At 49.6% G+C, this 18,363-nt stretch carries 17 protein-coding genes and 1 tRNA gene; 7 read left to right on the forward strand and 11 right to left on the reverse strand.

Features of this window, described 5'->3' with window-relative positions; all coding sequences use genetic code 11:
* Positions 1-64: 64 nt before the first annotated feature.
* Positions 65-409: an ArsR/SmtB family transcription factor gene (locus tag ABEB26_RS15925; RefSeq protein ID WP_345723035.1), complete on the forward strand. Its 345-nt coding sequence runs from the start codon at positions 65-67 to the stop codon at positions 407-409.
* Positions 406-2,505 carry a heavy metal translocating P-type ATPase gene (locus tag ABEB26_RS15930; RefSeq protein ID WP_345723036.1) on the forward strand — a complete coding sequence of 700 codons (2,100 nt, stop codon included), beginning with the start codon at positions 406-408 and terminating at the stop codon, positions 2,503-2,505. Before ABEB26_RS15925 ends, ABEB26_RS15930 begins: the two co-directional genes overlap by 4 nt.
* Before the next feature lie 16 nt (positions 2,506-2,521).
* On the opposite strand, the gene ABEB26_RS15935 is transcribed toward ABEB26_RS15930, so the two are convergent.
* The gene (locus ABEB26_RS15935; RefSeq protein WP_345723037.1) at positions 2,522-2,941 is read right to left on the reverse strand and encodes a helix-turn-helix domain-containing protein; all 420 of its coding nucleotides are present in this window, start codon (positions 2,939-2,941) and stop codon (positions 2,522-2,524) included.
* Between the two features lie 76 nt (positions 2,942-3,017).
* On the opposite strand from ABEB26_RS15935, the gene ABEB26_RS15940 reads away from it, so the two are divergent.
* Positions 3,018-3,272 carry a hypothetical protein gene (locus tag ABEB26_RS15940; protein ID WP_345723038.1) on the forward strand — a complete coding sequence of 85 codons (255 nt, stop codon included), beginning with the start codon at positions 3,018-3,020 and terminating at the stop codon, positions 3,270-3,272.
* 54 nt (positions 3,273-3,326) lie between these two features.
* On the opposite strand, the gene ABEB26_RS15945 is transcribed toward ABEB26_RS15940, so the two are convergent.
* The 10 genes from ABEB26_RS15945 to ABEB26_RS15990 form a co-directional block, all read right to left on the reverse strand.
* On the reverse strand, positions 3,327-4,994 hold the full coding sequence (locus tag ABEB26_RS15945) for a hypothetical protein (protein ID WP_345723039.1): 1,668 nt from the start codon (positions 4,992-4,994) through the stop codon (positions 3,327-3,329).
* A 156-nt stretch (positions 4,995-5,150) separates the two neighbouring features.
* Positions 5,151-5,226: transfer RNA gene (locus ABEB26_RS15950), tRNA-Met, on the reverse strand.
* A 380-nt stretch (positions 5,227-5,606) separates the two neighbouring features.
* Complete coding sequence (locus ABEB26_RS15955) at positions 5,607-6,575, reverse strand: STAS domain-containing protein (RefSeq protein WP_345723040.1); 969 nt, start codon at positions 6,573-6,575, stop codon at positions 5,607-5,609.
* A gap of 125 nt (positions 6,576-6,700) precedes the next feature.
* Positions 6,701-8,806 carry an elongation factor G gene (fusA, locus tag ABEB26_RS15960; RefSeq protein WP_012190811.1) on the reverse strand — a complete coding sequence of 702 codons (2,106 nt, stop codon included), beginning with the start codon at positions 8,804-8,806 and terminating at the stop codon, positions 6,701-6,703.
* A 167-nt stretch (positions 8,807-8,973) separates the two neighbouring features.
* Positions 8,974-9,447: a 30S ribosomal protein S7 gene (rpsG, locus tag ABEB26_RS15965; RefSeq protein ID WP_345723043.1), complete on the reverse strand. Its 474-nt coding sequence runs from the start codon at positions 9,445-9,447 to the stop codon at positions 8,974-8,976.
* Between the two features lie 11 nt (positions 9,448-9,458).
* On the reverse strand, positions 9,459-9,899 hold the full coding sequence (gene rpsL, locus ABEB26_RS15970) for a 30S ribosomal protein S12 (protein ID WP_012190809.1): 441 nt from the start codon (positions 9,897-9,899) through the stop codon (positions 9,459-9,461).
* A 386-nt stretch (positions 9,900-10,285) separates the two neighbouring features.
* Entirely contained in the window at positions 10,286-11,335 is a 1,050-nt protein-coding gene (locus ABEB26_RS15975; RefSeq protein ID WP_345723045.1) for a glycosyltransferase family 2 protein, read from the reverse strand.
* A 77-nt stretch (positions 11,336-11,412) separates the two neighbouring features.
* Positions 11,413-12,279, reverse strand: a complete 867-nt coding sequence (locus ABEB26_RS15980; RefSeq protein WP_345723046.1) for a lysophospholipid acyltransferase family protein — start codon at positions 12,277-12,279, stop codon at positions 11,413-11,415.
* A 185-nt stretch (positions 12,280-12,464) separates the two neighbouring features.
* Complete coding sequence (locus tag ABEB26_RS15985; protein ID WP_041304643.1) at positions 12,465-13,538, reverse strand: inositol-3-phosphate synthase; 1,074 nt, start codon at positions 13,536-13,538, stop codon at positions 12,465-12,467.
* Positions 13,539-13,686: 148 nt separating this feature from the next.
* Positions 13,687-13,989 (reverse strand): hypothetical protein, encoded by a 303-nt coding sequence (locus ABEB26_RS15990; RefSeq protein ID WP_345723048.1) that lies wholly within the window; start codon positions 13,987-13,989, stop codon positions 13,687-13,689.
* A gap of 75 nt (positions 13,990-14,064) precedes the next feature.
* On the opposite strand from ABEB26_RS15990, the gene ABEB26_RS15995 reads away from it, so the two are divergent.
* The 4 genes from ABEB26_RS15995 to pdxR all read left to right on the forward strand — a co-directional run bounded on the left by ABEB26_RS15995 (position 14,065) and on the right by pdxR (position 18,276).
* Positions 14,065-14,196, forward strand: a complete 132-nt coding sequence (locus ABEB26_RS15995) for a hypothetical protein (protein WP_345723049.1) — start codon at positions 14,065-14,067, stop codon at positions 14,194-14,196.
* 34 nt (positions 14,197-14,230) lie between these two features.
* On the forward strand, positions 14,231-16,414 hold the full coding sequence (locus tag ABEB26_RS16000; RefSeq protein ID WP_345723050.1) for a CHASE3 domain-containing protein: 2,184 nt from the start codon (positions 14,231-14,233) through the stop codon (positions 16,412-16,414).
* Between the two features lie 126 nt (positions 16,415-16,540).
* Complete coding sequence (locus tag ABEB26_RS16005) at positions 16,541-16,696, forward strand: hypothetical protein (protein ID WP_345723051.1); 156 nt, start codon at positions 16,541-16,543, stop codon at positions 16,694-16,696.
* Between the two features lie 83 nt (positions 16,697-16,779).
* On the forward strand, positions 16,780-18,276 hold the full coding sequence (gene pdxR / locus ABEB26_RS16010; protein ID WP_345723052.1) for a MocR-like pyridoxine biosynthesis transcription factor PdxR: 1,497 nt from the start codon (positions 16,780-16,782) through the stop codon (positions 18,274-18,276).
* Positions 18,277-18,363: the final 87 nt, after the last annotated feature.

An 18,363-nucleotide genomic window follows, 5' to 3' on the forward strand; every position in this document is an offset into this window, starting at 1 on the left:
CTTGACAGGCAGCAGTTACTCAACATATCATCGCATCAGTATGTAATGATATGTTGAGGTACATATGGACACCGTAATCCAAGCTGATTTGATCGAATTGAAAGCCAAGCTTTTTCGTGGTTTGGCCGATGCTTCACGTTTGCGGGTGCTTGAGGCGCTTTGGGCTGAGCCACTGACGGTTTCGGCAATTGTGGCAGCAACCCAGCTAAGCCAATCAAATGTTTCCAATCATCTGAGTTGTTTGCACGATTGTGGCTTGGTTGCCCGCCAGCAACAAGGGCGGTTTGTTTACTATCGGCTGAGCGATCCACGGGTGGGCGAGTTGATTGGCTTGGCGGCTAGCTTATTGGCCGATGTTGCGCACGGCGTGTATGCTTGCACCCGTTACCCTAGCGAGGCAAACCAATGAGCCAGCAAACAATCAGCTTACCGATTCGCGGCATGGATTGTTCAAGTTGTGCGCTGCATATTCAAACCGCGTTGGGCGAGCTAAGCGGAGTGGTGCAAGCCCAAGTTTTGTTTTCTGCGGAAAAAGCCCTGATTACCTTCGATGATCAGCTGCTTGAGCCAAATGCCTTGGTTCAAACGATTGAACAAGCGGGCTATCAGGTGCCGCAACTTCAGGCGGCTACGCCTAAATCAACGCCTGCAAATGCTAGCTTGCTGCTGCTCTTTGGGGCGATTGTGCTTGTGGTGTTGGGTTTCAGCGTGCTTGGTGAGCAGCTTGGTTGGCTTGATTTACTAATCGACTGGATTCCTTGGCCGATTGGCGTGGCTTTAGTACTTGTGGCAGGCTATCGGATTTTCTGGCGCGTGTTGCAGGCAGCTTGGCGCAAAACTGTGCTTTCACACAGCTTGATGAGCATTGGGGTGATTGCCGCGCTAGCGATTGGTCAATGGCCAACTGCCTTGTTAGTCGTGCTATTTATGCGGATCGGCGAATATGTTGAACAATTTACGGCGAGCCAAGCTCGCCGTGCAGTCAAAGAATTAACTGTTCTCGCCCCAACTCTCGCTCAGGTTGAACGTGATGGAGCCGAAATTCAGCTACCAATTGAGGTCGTCCAAGTTGGCGATGTCGTCGTGGTGCGGCCTGGCGACCAAATTCCAGTTGATGGTGTGGTGCTGCGAGGTGCTGCCAGCATCAATCAAGCAACGATTACTGGTGAATCGATGCCGATTGACGCAATTGAGGGAACCCATGTTTTTGCAGCAACCTTGGCAACTGCAGGGAGTTTACGGATTCGCGCAACGGCGGTTGGCCGAGATAGCACTTTTGGCAATGTGATCAAATTGGTTGAAGAGGCTGAATCGCAAAAAGCCGAAATTCAACGGATTGGTGATGCCTTTTCAGGTTATTATCTGCCAGTTGTGGCCGCACTTGCCGTGTTGACCTTTGTGCTTCAGCGTGATCCCTTGGCAACGGCGGCGGTGCTGTTGGTAGCGTGTTCATGCTCATTTGCGCTGGCTACGCCAATCGCCATGCTGGCAACAATTGGCGCGGCAGCCAAACAGGGCATTTTGATCAAAGGTGGCAAATATCTTGAAGCCCTTGCCAAAACCAGTGTGGTGCTAATTGATAAAACTGGCACCTTGACCCATGGCCAGCCTGTGGTAACTCAAGTTGTCGTGCATGCTGCTGCGAATGAGGCCGAGGTGTTGGGTTGGGCCGCAGCAGCCGAGCAAGATTCAGAACATGCCTTGGCTAAGGCGATAGTGCAGGCTGCTCGGGATCAATCAATCGACCTTGGTCAAGTAAGCCAATTCAAGGCGATGGCTGGATCAGGCGTGCAAGCAGTGATCGAGGGTCAAACTGTGGTTGTTGGGCATCAACGGCTGCTGGGCGAGCATCCTTTGCAAGCTCAGGCCAATGCTTTAGAACAGCAAGGTCAAACCGTGATTTGGGTTTTGCGCGAACAGAAAGTGTTGGGATTAATTGCCTGTGCTGATCGCTTGCGAGTTGATGTTGCTCCGGCGATTGCTCAATTGCGCCGTTTGGGCATCGACACGATTGAAATCTTGACTGGTGATAATCAAGCGATAGCGGCCAATATTGCCGAGCAGTTGGGTATTGGCTATCAAGCTGAATTATTGCCCGCCGATAAATTAGCAATTGTGCGGCACTACCAAGCTCAAGGCCAGCATGTTGTGATGATTGGCGATGGCGTGAATGATGCTCCAGCCTTAGCTCAAGCTCATGTTGGGATTGCTATGGGTGTGGCTGGCACGGCGGTTGCGCTTGATGCTGCGCATATCGCCTTATTGCGCGACGATTGGAGCTTAGTTCCGCAGGCCTTGGCTTTGGCTTTAGGTACAATGCGGATCGTCAAAGGCAATCTTGGCTTTACGGTTGCTTATAACATGATTGGCCTAAGTTTGGCTGCGTTGGGTATCTTACCGCCAGTTTTAGCAGCAGCAGCTCAATCACTGCCCGATTTAGGTATTATGGTCAATTCTGCTCGATTATTGCGTTACAAACCTGAACCATCATCACTTACTCAATAAACTAATTTGGAGCAGATTAGGTTTGATCTGCTTCTTCACACTGCTCGTGGCACCCCTGCTGATTGCTAATTCGACAATCTTCTAGGCGCAAACATTGGCATTGCAAGCCATGATTGAGCACTACCTGCATCTGCTGTAAATCATGAATTTGTTGGGCAACTTGGGTTAATTTTGTTGTGGCCATGCTACGCCAACGGGCTGATGGCGGTGTATCCTCGCTAAAACCATGAATTAATGTTTGAACCTCAGCGATCGAAAAACCAGCTTTACGCGCCAAATTGATCAAAGTGATCCATTGCAACACCTTGGGATCGTAACGGCGGCGGGTGTTATGGCGTTGTGGCTTAGGAATTAAGCCCATCTGCTCGTAATAGCGGATTGCTGATGGTTGGAGGCCTGTTTGTTGGGCAACTTCGCCGATTGATAATCCTTGCATTGGCTAAAACTCCTGCTTGACTTAAAGTGCACTTCACATGATAGCCTACAACCATCAGGGTTTAAAGGAGTTTTCGATGAAACTTTTACAGGATTGTTTTGGCTTGTTGCGGAGCAAAATCGGCTTGTTGCTGATTGCAGCCCTGATGGCAGGCGTGCTCTTTTTCGAGCGGAGTGCTTTAGGTGTGTGGTTGGCAGGTGCAGCGCCAATCGTGATGATCGTGGCCTGTCTGATTCCATGTGCAATTCCGTTGTTGTTCTTGCGACGCAAGCAGCCGGCCAACCAGTGTGCTTGTGGCGATCCCAATTGTGGTGGTGTGACCAGCAAATAAGTAAAAAGCCGTCGTCCTTGAATCTGGCAAGGGCGACGGCTGATCAATTTAGTCTTACCAACCCAAACTAGGAATTTGCTCGGCGGCCAAGCGCCCAAGTTGAACTTTGAATTCGGCAGGATTATTGGGATGCCATTCAAAGCGTGCTCGCTCAAACCATTGAGTCAATACCTGATCACCATCAGGATTGGTTTCCAGATGTGGAGCAGTGAGCGGCAAGCCAAACAAGGCTAATGATTCAGCGTAACTAATGCCAGGCTCACCCAAATCTAAGCCATGGCTTTGCCAATAGCTTAAAAATGCTCCACAAACCTTGCGATCGGTGGTAGCAAAATGTTGGCATTGGCCAGGCAACTGCTGAGCTCCAGCCGGCGTATCGCCCTCGTTTTGCCAATTGCGCTTGAGGGTAGTCAAACGCTCGGCTCCTAAGCGACCTAACGAAACCTCATAGGGCGTGCCCGCTAGCTCAGGGTGATGTTCGTAGCGCTGACGTTCGAGCAATTGCACCGTGTAGGTTTTGCCAGTATCAGCATTGATTTGGCTAAATTCTTCGCTTTGGGGATAACCAAACACCGCCAAGCCACCATTTTTTTGCCAATATTGCTCAAACAATCCACCAAGCGAGTGCTGGCTTTCAGGGTAATAGCGGCGATTTGCTAGCAATGGATCGTTAGCTTGGCGTGGCGCAGTTGGTACGATCTCAGCGATGGTCCGCACATGAATCACAGGTTTGGCTCCGCGATGATCACTCCACGCGACAACCGAATTATTTATATCAATCGTTGGACGATTGTTATCGCTATAGCCAAAATGATCAATGTTAAACATGCTTTTCTGGCGAATATCAACCCCGACTAAACTAATATTGGAATTACTATTTTCACCATAATTGACGGCTACCAAGAAATTTTGGCTTCCAGTAAAACCAGAGATAGTATCAAAACGACAATTATTTTCATGGATCAAGGTTTCAGTATTTGCTAATGTTCGGGCATATAAATGTTGGTTTTTGCAATAATAAAAGCTTTTATTCAGCAATAGATTTTGTTTAATTTCTACATTACAAGCAGATTCGACTAGTTTTTGCGGTGCTTGTGAGCCATCAAACGCAAGATAATGGATCTCTGAGCAGATACTATATTTGCCAGCGGTCTGTGTGCCATACGCCCAACTGATGATTTCGCCATCAGATTGCAGCGAATCAGTGGCGTAAATTGTAGCTACCTCGCTGCCAACCAAGACTGGAGCCTGATTGCCAGCCAGATGCCATTTCCAGATTTGGTTGGTGAGTTGCGGTGGTGAACCTTCAAGTTCTAGCCAAATTAGCCAATCGCCAGCAACCGTCCAACGCATATGTTTTTGCTGATGTGGCACTTGCAAGATTGTATTGGTTTGTGTCGCAAGATCATAATGATAGACATGTTGATTATCGCGCCAGATTACCCGCCCATTCTCAATAAAAAAATCGTAGGTTTGACTTTGAATACTGCCAAGGCTAATACTCGTTCCGGTTGTAAGATTGGTTACCAATAATTCGCTTGTGTAATTGACGAAATCGGTGCGCCATGTGCGCCACGCCAGCCAATTGCCATCAAGTTTAAGCTGCGTAATCGTATGCTCGCTCTCAATCTCACGGCTGAGCGTTTGGCTTTGGGTCGCAGCTACAGGGTTACTAAAAAATCCAAGGCTTAAAATCAAACCTAAGCGCCATAACCATTGCATCGTGATTCCTTTCTACATCAACACTACTGAAGATGAGTGTAGCCGAAAGGAAGCTGATTTTGGATGCTGACTGGCTGAAACAGGACTTGTGAGTATCTGAGAAAGAGCTGATGCGGATTGGGTATTGCGAGGGAAATTGGGGCTAAAATAAAAAAATGGTGCCGATGACTGGAATTGAACCAGTGACCTAACGATTATGAGTCGTTCGCTCTAACCCCTGAGCTACATCGGCACAGAATGAGCGGCTTGTTAGCAAGCCGCTCAAATCTTTAGTTGTGGTTGCGGGGAGAGGATTCGAACCTCTGACCTTCGGGTTATGCTTACCAGCTACAGTTTTCACTGCCTAACATTGTTAGTTTGTGGTCTGGACTTTATCTTCATCCTCAGCATTATCTGTTAGGATGCCTGCCGTCAAGTCTCTCGCCCTTCCTTAGAAACTAAGGCTTGGGTCGGGATTGCCATTTGAAAGGGTTCCCCGAGTTTGACAGGTTATCATACAAAAGTTTCCTTTTGTACAGCCCTTGCTTGGAAACTCTTGAGTTTCACAGTTGAGCCCGACGAGCTACCACTGCTCCACCCCGCGTTGACCTATGTATATTAGCACACTCTCAGTTACTTGTCAAATTGAGGCTTGCTCAAGCTATAGATGCTCTGTTCAAGGGCAATTTGCGGGGTTTGAGCGGTTTGGAAGAGTTCGCGATCGACCCCAAGATCACCGAATTGCATGGCGATTTCAGCCGAAGCGCTGGTGACCGTCACTTCACAACCAAGCAAGCGAATCGCTTGCATCATCACGATCACCTTTTCGGCGGCCTCATTAGATAGTTCGCGAACTCCGGCTAAATCTAAAATCAACAGGCGGGTGCGTTGGCGATGAATGTTGGCTAGCAAGCGTTTTTGAATTTGCTCAACTCGTTTGGGATCGAGTGCCCCGACCAAGGGAGCCAACAGCACATTGGCAGCAATGGTCACGGCGGGAGTTTCGAGGGTTTCGACCAAGGCCAATAAGCGTTGTTGCTCCTGATTTTGTTTGAGCAAGGCATCGGCTTGGTTGCGCATGAGCGTTGATTGGGCTTTGATGCGGCGTTGTTCGCCATCGGATTTACTGATTGTATCTTGGAGGGTAAGCAGATTGGTTTCGCTAATCGTGCGAATCAGCAGAATCGCGGCAATCAACAAAGCATAGGCCACTAAGTTATCGACGGCGGCATACGAACCAGTAAAATTGGCGCGAACTAAGATGCCACCATAACCAACCACAGCACTAATGATCACGGCGGTTGAAGAACCCATGATCAACGCCATGACTGGGGGAATCAGCGTAACCAAATTAACAGGCTGGGTTTTATCGACAAAGCCAGCACAAATCAGCGTCACAAACCCGACGATTAACCAACGACTCCACTCGATGCCGCGCCAATAGGCCACGCTGATACCACACAGAATCAGCAAAATAACCCCCATCAGCAGCGGATTTTGCCAACCGTTACGAATGATGATCACCGCATCGATTGCAGCGGTCATGATATTTAAGAGCACTAAAAGCGCGAGTGTTGCTTGGCGCTGGGTGATTCGTAGCATGAGGGTTGGCTCCGAATTGCTTCAGGATTACATTTGTGCTGTTTATTATACGCACAAAAAAGTTAAAAGAAAATGGGCCGATTGGTATAGCCAATCGACCCATCTGTTGCACTTTGTAGCAGGGTTTAGCTACGAGCTTTTTCGACCAATTCTTCTTGCAAGTTGCGTGGAATTGGCTCGTAGTGATGGAATTCCATCGAGTAGGTAGCGCGGCCTTGGGTTTGTGAGCGCAAATCGTTGACATAGCCAAACATGTTGGCCAATGGCACAAAGCCACGCACGACTTGGGCATTACCGCGAGCTTCCATACCTTCGATGCGACCACGGCGGCTGTTTACGTCGCCGATTACGCTACCCATGTAATCTTCGGGCACAATCACTTCAATTTTCATGATTGGTTCCAAGATTTGGGGGCCGCCCTTGCGAACGCCGTCCTTCAAGGCCATTGAAGCAGCGATCTTGAAGGCCATTTCCGACGAGTCAACGTCGTGGTATGAGCCGTCAAACAAGGTTGCTTTCACGTCAACCACAGGGTAACCAGCGATAACGCCAGTTTCCATGGCTTCGCGGATACCAGCTTCGACTGCTGGGACGTATTCGCGAGGCACAACCCCACCAACGATCCCATTGACGAAGATATAGCCTTCGCCTTCGCCTGATGGCTCGAACTTGACTTTGACGTGGCCGTATTGACCTTTACCGCCCGATTGGCGCACGAATTTGCTATCGATATCGACGCTGCGGGTGATACTTTCGCGGTAGGCCACTTGCGGCTTACCAACATTGGCTTCAACCTTGAATTCGCGCATCATCCGATCGACGATAACTTCCAAGTGCAATTCGCCCATCCCACGGATGATCGTTTGGCCAGTTTCGACATCGGTGTTCAAACGGAAGGTTGGGTCTTCTTCGGCCAAGCGTGAGAGCGCAATCGACATCTTGTCTTGGTCAGCCTTGGTTTTTGGCTCGATCGCCACCGAAATCACTGGTTCTGGGAACTTGATGCTTTCCAAAACCACCGGATCATCTGGTGAACAGATGGTATCGCCAGTGAAGGTGTCTTTTGGACCCACCACAGCCGCGATATCGCCTGCATAGACTTCCTTGATTTCTTCGCGGTGGTTGGCGTGCATTTGCAGCAAGCGACCAACCCGTTCGCGCTTGTTCTTGGTGGTGTTCAAAACGTATGAGCCAGTTTCGAGCTTGCCTGAGTAAACCCGGAAGTAGGCCAACTTACCCACGAATGGGTCAGCCATAATTTTGAAGACCAAACCAGTGAATGGTGCATTTTCATCGGCTGGGCGCTCGATGAACTCAGCATCTTCGGCTTCTGAATCAACGCCTGGGCGCACAGCCTTGGTCACTGGAATTTCCAATGGTGAAGGCAAGAGCAAGACCACAGCGTCGAGCATGCGTTGCACGCCCTTGTTTTTCAAGGCTGAACCACACAAGACTGGCACCAATTTGTTGCCAATCGTGGCGGCACGCAGAGCGCGGCGCAATTCAGGCACTTGCAATTCTTCGCCTTCGAGATAAAGCATCATCAACTCATCATCGGTTTCGGCGATGGCTTCGAGCATATATTCGCGGGCTGCTTTAGCTTTTTCAGCCAATTCAGCAGGAATTTCGCGCTCTTCTTGGACTTTACCAACATCGTCCATGTAGAAGATGGCCTTGTTTTCCATCAAGTCGATGATCCCTTGGAAGCGATCTTCGGCCCCGATTGGCAATTGGATCGGCACAGGCTTTGCGCCAAGGCGATCAACAATCATCTGAACGGTGCGATCGAAGTTCGCGCCCATGCGGTCCATCTTGTTGACGAAACAAATCCGCGGCACGTTATATTTATCAGCTTGTCGCCACACCGTTTCTGATTGTGGCTCCACACCGGCCACTGCATCGAACACCACTACGCCACCGTCGAGCACGCGCAATGAGCGTTCTACTTCAGCCGTAAAGTCCACGTGGCCAGGGGTATCAATAATATTGATTTGATAGCGTTGCTCAGCATATTCCCAGTGAGCGGTGGTAGCAGCAGCGGTAATCGTGATCCCACGTTCGCGTTCTTGTTCCATCCAGTCCATGGTGGCAGCGCCTTCGTGGACTTCACCGATCTTATAGTTACGACCAGTATAGAACAAAATCCGTTCGGTGGTGGTAGTTTTCCCTGCGTCAATGTGGGCAATAATCCCAATATTGCGTACTCTGTCGAGTGGTGTCGAGCGAGGCATTCCTTACTCCGTTACATGGTTAGTATTAGCTGGTGACAGCCTGCACGGCGGTGACGTTGTATTGTACCATAAGTATGCAGGCAAAAAGCGGCTAAACTCGCGTCTAGCCGCTCTGGTCACCGACCCAATTGTTTCACGACGCTGGTCGTGAGGGGTGGCCATAAACTTTAGAAGCGAGCGTAATGTGAGAAGGCGCGGTTGGCTTCAGCCATACGGTGAACTTCTTCACGACGCTTGACGGTTGCACCAGTGTTGTTGAAAGCATCGACCAATTCGAGCGCCAAGCGTTCGTGCATTGGTTTGCCGCTGCGACCGCGAGCGGCGGTCAACAACCAACGAATGGCCAAGGCAATCCGGCGGTCGCTTTTAACTTCAACAGGCACTTGATAGGTTGAACCACCGACGCGCTTTGGGCGAACTTCGATGGTAGGGCTGGAGTTGCGCAGCACTTGTTCAAACAGCTCAACCGCTTCGCGGTTCAAGCGTTGTGAGGCAACATCTAAAGCGCGGTATACGATGTTTTCTGCGACACTTTTTTTACCGTGCATCATGACCTTATTGATCAACATTTGCACGTGTACGCTGTTGTGAATTGGATCACCAGGCACAATCCGCTTGGTAATTTTTCGTCGTCGTGGCATGTTACCCTACCTTATTTTTTCTTCTTGCCCGTTGCAACTTGGGCGTTCTTCTTGGTGCCGTACTTCGAGCGACCTTGCTTGCGGTTGTTGACACCTTGTGAGTCCAAGGTACCGCGCACAATGTGGTAGCGCACGCCTGGCAAGTCTTTTACCCGACCACCGCGAATCAAGACCACTGAGTGTTCTTGCAAGTTGTGACCTTCGCCTGGAATATAGGCGGTCACTTCCATTTGATTCGACAAGCGCACCCGAGCCACTTTACGCAAGGCCGAGTTTGGCTTCTTGGGGGTCATGGTCTTAACTTGGGTACAAACACCACGCTTTTGGGGTGCACCGTTACCGCGGGTAAGCTTGCCCTTCAGCGAGTTGTAGATGAAACGCAGCGCAGGTGCCTTGGTCTTTTTGACCACAGGTTTACGGGGCTTGCGGATCAACTGGTTGATCGTTGGCATTCAATTCCTCCAAAGATTTTGGAAATACCGGGTTCTGGACGGTTCTCACGTCTACTATACCGTGAGCGTGTTCTAGCCTAACGGGCTATGGCATTGCCGCCCCCAATGCCGCGAACAGTCATAATCTATTGGTTAGCCATCAGTCAGTTGGCTGATGTTCACCAGCGAAAAATTGCAGCAAAAAAAGCATGCCCACCACGGGGCATCGACCGCTCAGTATAGCACCAGCCTAGGCTACTGTCAAACTGTTTTGATCCACGAAGGACACGAAGTTACACGAAGCGGGCTATAGGCTATGGATCGAAAGATCCGAAACAATCCCCGATAGTCATACAATCCTCTGCGTTAGAGGTTGCCTTTTGCCTTTTGCCTTCTGATTTGATTGGCTACTCGTGGATTTCTTCGCCATCGTTGCTCGGCAAGCGGCGGGCGACCTCAACTTCAAGGTTGCGCAAACGATACAGAATTTCTTCGTTGATCCGGCGATTGTTGCCGCTGAGGTCGGCCAAAATGCCAATGAAGAAGGTCAAAATCCCGACAATCATAAACACCCCGCCAATAAACACCGATTGCAAATAGCGGGTATAGGTCTGATTGGGATCGAGCAGGTAGTAGATCATAAAGCGTAGCAGCAGGCCGCCGCCAATTAGCAAAAATGGCAGCGCAAAGTAGGTGAAGGTTTTGAGTGGTTCATATTGAGCGTAGGTGCGAATAATTGTCGCGCCTTGGCGTTTGACGAAGTTGAAATTGCCGCGATGCAAGCGAGAGGGTCGGGTTGGCTTGGTGGTGATCGCCACATGATCAACATTCAAACGGCGCTTGCCAGCCTGAATTAAATTTTCAATCGTGTAGGAAAATTCGCTGGTGACATACAAACGTAAGCCAGCTTCTTTGGAGTAGGCGCGAAAACCGCTGGGCGCGTCGGGCACATCAGTATCGGAGGCAACCCGCACAACCCAACTGCCAACTCGCTGCAAGAGCTTCTTTTGAGTTGAAAAATGCTCAACATTTTGGGTTTGGCGGTCGCCAATCACAATATCGGCCTTACCCTCTAAAATCGGCTTGATCAGCTCGGGAATCGCTGAGCCTGGGTATTGATGATCGCCATCGGTGTTAACAATGATATCAGCACCGAGCTTTAACGCTGCATCCATGCCCGATTGAAAGGCGGCTGGCAAGCCTTTGCGCCCACGATGGCGCACAATATAGTTAACTCCTAGCTCACGCGCGACCTCAACCGTGCGATCGGTTGAGCCATCGTCGATTACTAGGGTTTCAAAATGCACATTGGGTAAATCCAAGGGAATATCATTCAACACATCGGGCAGGGTTGCTTCTTCATTCAAACAGGGAATCTGAATAATCACCCGCCATGGATGGCTACGAGTTGGCTCGCTTGGTTGAATATAGGTTTCACTCATTGGCAGCGTGGCCATGTGCTTGGCCTTCCTTTTTGGTAGTTGTTCAGCAAATCGGCAAATTTGGATCAATTGGCCCAATAGTAGCACGAATTTTAATCGTTGGTGCGATTGTCCCAAACTGATTGCAATACAACCCAACTTGCAGGCCTACTGGCGATCCGCTGCTCGAGGTAACCTAACATCTCGCTGGCAACCCGTTCGGCTGCTTGGTCTGGCGTTTCATGGGCTAAAACATGAAAATGTTGGATTGGCTCGGCCCGAAAGAATGAACGATGATCATCAAACCAGCCACAAGTACCCACTACTACTGGCCAACCACGTAAGGCCAAGCGAGCTGGGCCAATTGGTACATCAGCTAGCTCACCAAAAAAGGGTAACTTAATTGATTGAGCCGCCAAATCGCGATCGCCTGCTAGCACCACCAACTTTTTGGCACGTAAAGCCTTGAGCACTTCACGCCCAGCATTTGGCCCTAACACAATCAATTCGCCACCATGGGCGGCGCGTAATTCCTTGACGAATTCCAAATGTTCAGGTGGCTCGATCGCCTCAACTACCAGTACAACTGGCAAGCCATGGGCTGCTAAAACTGAAAGGCCGGTGCTAAACGAGCCAGTATGCGCGACGATCACCAGACCGCCAGTTTCCGCCAACTGCCGTAAGTGTTCTAATCCTGAATGCTCGAAACGCTGACGTAATTGCTCAGAACTCCAAGCTGGAAGCCGAACCAGATCAGCATAATGGCGCAAGGAGTTTGCTAACACGCGTGATTGCAAATGCCAACGAGCTAGGCCTTGAGTTTTTGGGGCGACGCGATTGAGGTTCGAACGGGTGTTATGGCGCAAGCGTGGGATAGCCAGCAAGCCGACCCCTAAAAGATCGCAGGCTGCATCGACCAGCCAATTGGGGAGGCGCGGCAGCCAACGCATCGCCAAACGAAAGAGTGGTAGTGTGTTCATAATTAGTGAGAACATAGAGCATAGCATAGTAGGGTCTAGCGGTCAGGGTCTAGGGGTCAGGTACAGAGCTACCAAAGATTTTGTTCATCTGTGTCAATCTGTGGCTAAAAACGTACTGATCTCTAACCCCTGACCCCTAAATCCTCAATTTGTTCTATGTTCTATGCTCTTTGTTCTACAAACTCCTATTCGCCAGCGATAAAGCTTTCGGTGCGGCGATGGGCTTCGTCATCGGTGTATTGTTCGGGTGGAGTTTTCATAAAGTATGATGAAGGTGCGTACAATGCGCCACCAACACCACGATCAAGCGCTAATTTGGCACAGCGAATTGCATCGATCACCACGCCAGCCGAGTTGGGCGAATCCCACACTTCGAGCTTAACTTCGGCGTTCAATGGCACATTGCCAAAGGTTGTACCTTCCATACGGATGTAACACCACTTGCGGTCGGTCAACCAAGGCACATAATCGCTTGGGCCAACGTGCACGCTATCGGCGGGCAAGGCATAGGGCAATTGGCTGGTAACAGCGTTGGTCTTAGAGATCTTTTTCGATTCCAAGCGTTCGCGTTCAAGCATGTTGTAGAAATCGGTGTTACCGCCGAAATTCAATTGATAGGTACGATCCAAGCGCACGCCACGTTGTTCGAACAAATTGGTTAGCACGCGGTGCACGATGGTTGCCCCAACTTGCGATTTAATATCGTCGCCGATAATTGGCAAGTTCTTTTCTTCGAAGCGTTTGCGCCAGTATTCTTGGCTAGCAATAAAGACTGGTACACAGTTGATAAAAGCACAACCAGCTTCGAGAATTTGCTCAACATACCATTTGGTCGCCATTTCTGAGCCAACTGGCAGGTAGCTAATCACGACATCGGTTTTGGTGTCACGCAGAATTTTCACAATATCAGCGGTTGAGCCAGGTGCTTTTTCGATCACTTGTGAAAGATATTTGCCCAAACCATCGTGAGTCATGCCGCGATAGACAGGCACATTCAAATGTGGAACTTCGGAAAATTTATAAGTGTTGTTGGGTTCAGCAAAAATCGCCTCAGATAAATCCTTGCCTACCTTGGTAATATTAATATCGAAGCCAGCGGTAAATTCGATATCGCGAACGTGATAACCGCCAAGGTTGACGTGCATCAAGCCTGGTACGTGATCGTCCTCGTTGGCATTTTTGTAAAACTCAATCCCTTGGACGAGCGACGAGGCACAGTTGCCCACGCCGATAATGGCTACGCGAATTTTCTTACTCAAAACGACTCAACTCCTTAAAAGGCTGAACGAAAGCTCTATCCAAGGAAAAATTGTACTCCAGTTAAAATCCATTGGCAAGGAAACATAGCAAATTGCACACCTTGATCAAGCTGTGCGCATCTAAAGGCTTGTTTTGGCGTTTTGTTGCTTAACTTAGCACCAAATTGGCCAAAATTTGGTAGTTAAACAAGCGTTGTAATCGATGCCAATCGCCATCAATGCCATCGCGGCGTTGACAGACAACAAAGAACGACTGACTATCCAAGGGATGGGCTTCGATTGTCAGCGAGCTACGGCGAATTGCCGGAAATTGTGGTGGTTGCAGCGCATCGCCATCAAGCACGCCATAGCTTTGAGGGGTGATAAACCCATGCCATAGGTGGTCTACATGTTGACAAAAAATCCATACTGCTTGTTGCTCTAAAAGGGTTCGTTCGTGGGCATTGAACATTCAATGCTCCTTCCTGTGATTGCCATAGCAAAGCTACGCAGATCGGTAATGAGTGGATGTTGGGAATGAGTGGCAATGATGTGGTATGAATATGCTACAATTCGCGTACACCGAACACTCAATTTGATTGCCATTGGCTGTCATGATGCTCACGACAACCATCAAAGCTTGCTAGGCAATGATTCGGTAGAACTGCTGGAATATTGAACTTTGGGGTTAGATTGTGTTGCGATGGGCTACGATGAAATCATTAATTGCGCATAAATTAAATCGTTGGTTTATGCTAGCAGCACTTGTAATTATCGTCAATGGCCTCCTCTCGTGGCAATATCTCCAAACGATTCAAGCCAATAATGCCAGTGTCATCGAATCAGAAACCATGACCAATCGTTTGGATCGGCTATTATCGTTGTTGAAAGACGCTGAAACTGGCCAACGTGGGTTTATTATCACTGGCAGCGAGCAATATTTAGCTCCCTACCAAACCGCCCAAACCGAACTCCCCAGCCTCCTTGCTGAAATTGAGGCCTATAGCAGCGAACGCCCGCTGTTTATCGAACGCCTGCCTGAGCTAAAAACCTTGATCGCTGAGCAACAACAAGAGCTGATCACGACGATCGATTTGCGGCGGAACCAAGGCTTTGAATCCGCCCAAGCGATTGTGTTGGAAAATCAAGGCAAACAGCACATGGATCGTATTCGTCAAATTATTGAGCAGTTGCTTGATCGCGAAAATCGGCGGGCGCTCGAACGGGCGGCTCAAACCAAACTCAATGTGCAGCGAGCGGGCCTTGCCTTGGCTTTTGCCACCTTGGTTGCGACGGGCTTCGTGATTGGCACGATGGCCTTAACCGAGCGCGATGTGCGCCACCGTGAACAGGCAGCTAACGAGTTGCGCAACCAGCGTGAATGGTTTGCGGTTACCCTCGCTAGTATCGGCGATGCTGTGCTGACAACTGATATCGATGGCAAAATTAGCTTTATGAACCATATTGCCACCACGATTACGGGCTGGCCTGAGCAACAGGCGCTTGGTCAATCAATTCATACAGTGGCAGCAATTTTTGATCCAATAACCAAGCAAGAGCTATCCCATCCGGTCAATATCGCTCTAGCACAGCATCAAATCGTCACGTTGAGCAATTCAGTAGTGATGCGCCAAGGCAATGGCTATGTGGCAATCGAAGATAGTGCCGCGCCAATTTACGACCGTGAACAACAGGTGATTGGGGCGGTGATGGTCTTTCGCGATGTAAGCGAGCGCTATCGCGATGAGTTTGGTCAACGCTTGCTGCGAACATTACATAATCAACTGGCAACAACGATTGATTTAGCTCAAGTGCTTGAAACGAGCACTGCTGTGCCAACTCCCAGCTTTAGCGCTGCCTGCGGCTTGTATTTACTGCTTAATGCCGATGAAGAGCCACTGAGCAGCTATAGCAGTACCCATGAACCATTGCTCAACTGGCAACAACACCCAGCTTTTGCCGCCGCGCTGGCCAACGGTCAAGCCCAACTTATTGATCAAGCCCTGCCTGAACCGTATCAATCGGCAATTGTCATCCCGTTTCTCGATCAACATCAACTGAGCGGGGCCATGGTCTTTTTGCACGATCAGCATGCCTTTGACCAGCTTGATGTTGAATTGGCCGAGGAGCTAAGTCAGCGGATGGTCTTGGCGATTGAGCAGGCCTATCTTTATCGGCAAGCGCAACATGCTGTGCGTTTGCGTGATGTCTTTTTATCGATTGCCTCCCACGAGTTGAAAAACCCATTAACCACCTTGCTTGGTCAATCGCAATTAAGTTTACGTCGCCTAGAGCGGCTGAATTTGGCCGATGAACGCCTCCAGCGTTCGCTCCAAGCGATTGAAGCTCAAGCCAGCCGTATGAATAAAATGGTTACCGCCTTGCTTGATGTTTCACGCATCGAAACAGGCCAGCTCGATATTCAGCGTGATCAAATCGATTTGGCCCAGCTTTTGCAACATTTAGTCAACGATTTGGCCATCACGATCGATCATCACCAGATTAGTTACCACTGCACGAGCAGCCAGCCCATCCACGTGGCGGGTGACCCGATTCGCTTAGAGCAAGTATTTGTTAATCTGATCAACAACGCCATGAAATATAGCCCCGAACAAACCGAAGTGCTGGTGAGTGCTGATCGTAATGCCCAACAAGCGATCGTCCAGATTCGCGATCATGGCATTGGCATTCCCCCAGAATCGATCCCCAACCTCTTTACCCGTTTTTATCGTGCTAGCAACGCCGCCCGTAGCCATGTGGCGGGGCTGGGCATTGGCCTATTTGTGGTCAAAGAAATTGTCGATCTGCATGGTGGCAGCATCGAAGTCAGTAGCCAAGTTGGCCAAGGCAGTCTTTTTACGGTGTATTTACCGCTGTACGCTGCAAATCCTCAATAAAACCCACATATATTAACGAATATAAACAATATGTCATAGGGGACAATCACCAATTGTCCCTCTACAATGTCTGCATTGCATGGTACATTTAGTTCCACAAACCGGATACATTATTGAGGAACTAACATGAATAAGCAACAATATGCCAATATATTTAGCCCAACCAGCCAACAATCATGGATGCCAATCGATGATCAAGCCCATTGGACAATCAAAAACCCCTTGAATCTGCTGATTGTCCTACCAATTGTTATGCTTTTGCTCTCGATTGTCATGGCCTAGATGACAATAACGGCGTAGGACTGGTACAATAGGGTTCTACGCCGTTGTGTTTAATCGACAATTCTGCTAGAGAAAGGCCAATCATGGAATTTCAGCTTGATCGTCAGCACGCCAAACCACTCTATATTCAATTATCCGAACAACTGCAAGATCGAATTCGGAGTGGCTCGTTGCCGGCTGGCACCAAACTGCCGCCAGTGCGCGATTTAGCTGAATCACTTGGCCTAACCCGTTTGACGGTACACAATGCCTATAGTGAACTGCAAGCAAGTGGTTGGGTTGAGGCCTATGTTGGTCGTGGCACCTTCGTCGCCGAGCGGATCAAGCCGATTATTCCGGAGTATGAGATTCGCCAACGGGTGGTCGAAGAATTGCAAACTCCATGGTTTAGCCAAGGCATGTTGGCCGATATGCTGCGCTTGGCGCAACAGCCAAACTTAATCTCCTTTGCCCAAGCTGCCCCAGCCGAAGAAACCTTTCCTGTGCGCGAAATTGGCCGAGCGATTCAGCAAGCCCTGCGCGACCCCAGTGCCCTAGGCTATGGCCCAACCCAAGGCGAATTATGCTTGCGCGAAGCAATTGCTACATGGCTGCTTGACCGTAATGTTGTTACCTCGCCCGACCATGTGTTGGTGACAACTGGTGCTCAGCAAGGCGTAGCCTTGGCATTAAAGGCCTTTGTGCGCCAAGGTGATGTAGTGTTGGTCGAGGAGCCAACCTACTTGGGCTTTATCGAACAAGCCACGGCCTTGGGTGTGCGCTTAATCGGCATTCCATTGGATGATCAAGGCTTGCGACTGGATATTTTGCAACGGGTATTATGCGAATACAAACCACGTTTGCTTTATACCGTGCCAACCTTTCACAATCCAACCGGCGTTTGCCTTTCGGCTGAACGCCAAGAAGCCTTATTGCAATTAGCCCAAGAACACAACCTAATTATTTTAGAAGATGATGTGTATGGGCCGCTCAGCTACGATGCTCAAGCACCACACCCAATCAAAGCCCGTGATCCCAATGGGCGGGTGGTCTATCTTGGTAGTTTTTCCAAAATTCTAACTCCAGGCTTACGTTTGGGTTATTTGGTTGCCCGTGATGAACTTTTGCACCCCTTGCTGACTGCTAAACGTGGCAACGATCTGCATTGCTCGCCATTGTTGCAACGGGCTTTGGCCGATTACCTTGGGCGTGGCCAATTGGCGGCGCATTTGCGCTATGTGCGCGAACTATATCGTGAGCGCCGTGATGCCATGGAACGAGCGTTGAACCGTTATTGTCCCCGTGATATTCAATGGACGCATCCACGTGGCGGGTTGTGCTACTGGCTAACTTTGCCCGCTGGATTAAATGGTACCGATATTTATACCGAGGCGATTGAAGCAGGCGTTGGGGTAACCCTTGGCAATGTCTTTTTTCCGCAACCGCCGCGCAACGCCCACTTACGGCTATGTTTTGCCACTCAATCACCAGAATTAATTGATCGTGGAATTCGCATCCTTGGCGATGTGCTGACGCGTCATGTCTTGCGTTGTGGTCAACTTGCTGCCCGTGCTTGGCGCGAAACCACTCCACTGATGTAATTTGGTGAATTCCAAAACAAGGCCGTAACAGCGCTGCTCCGCCTCGGTTCATCGATAGATTGCTGGCTTTCAAGGAAGGGAATGTAG

It is taken from the genome of Herpetosiphon gulosus (genome assembly GCF_039545135.1).
Classification (GTDB): domain Bacteria; phylum Chloroflexota; class Chloroflexia; order Chloroflexales; family Herpetosiphonaceae; genus Herpetosiphon; species Herpetosiphon gulosus.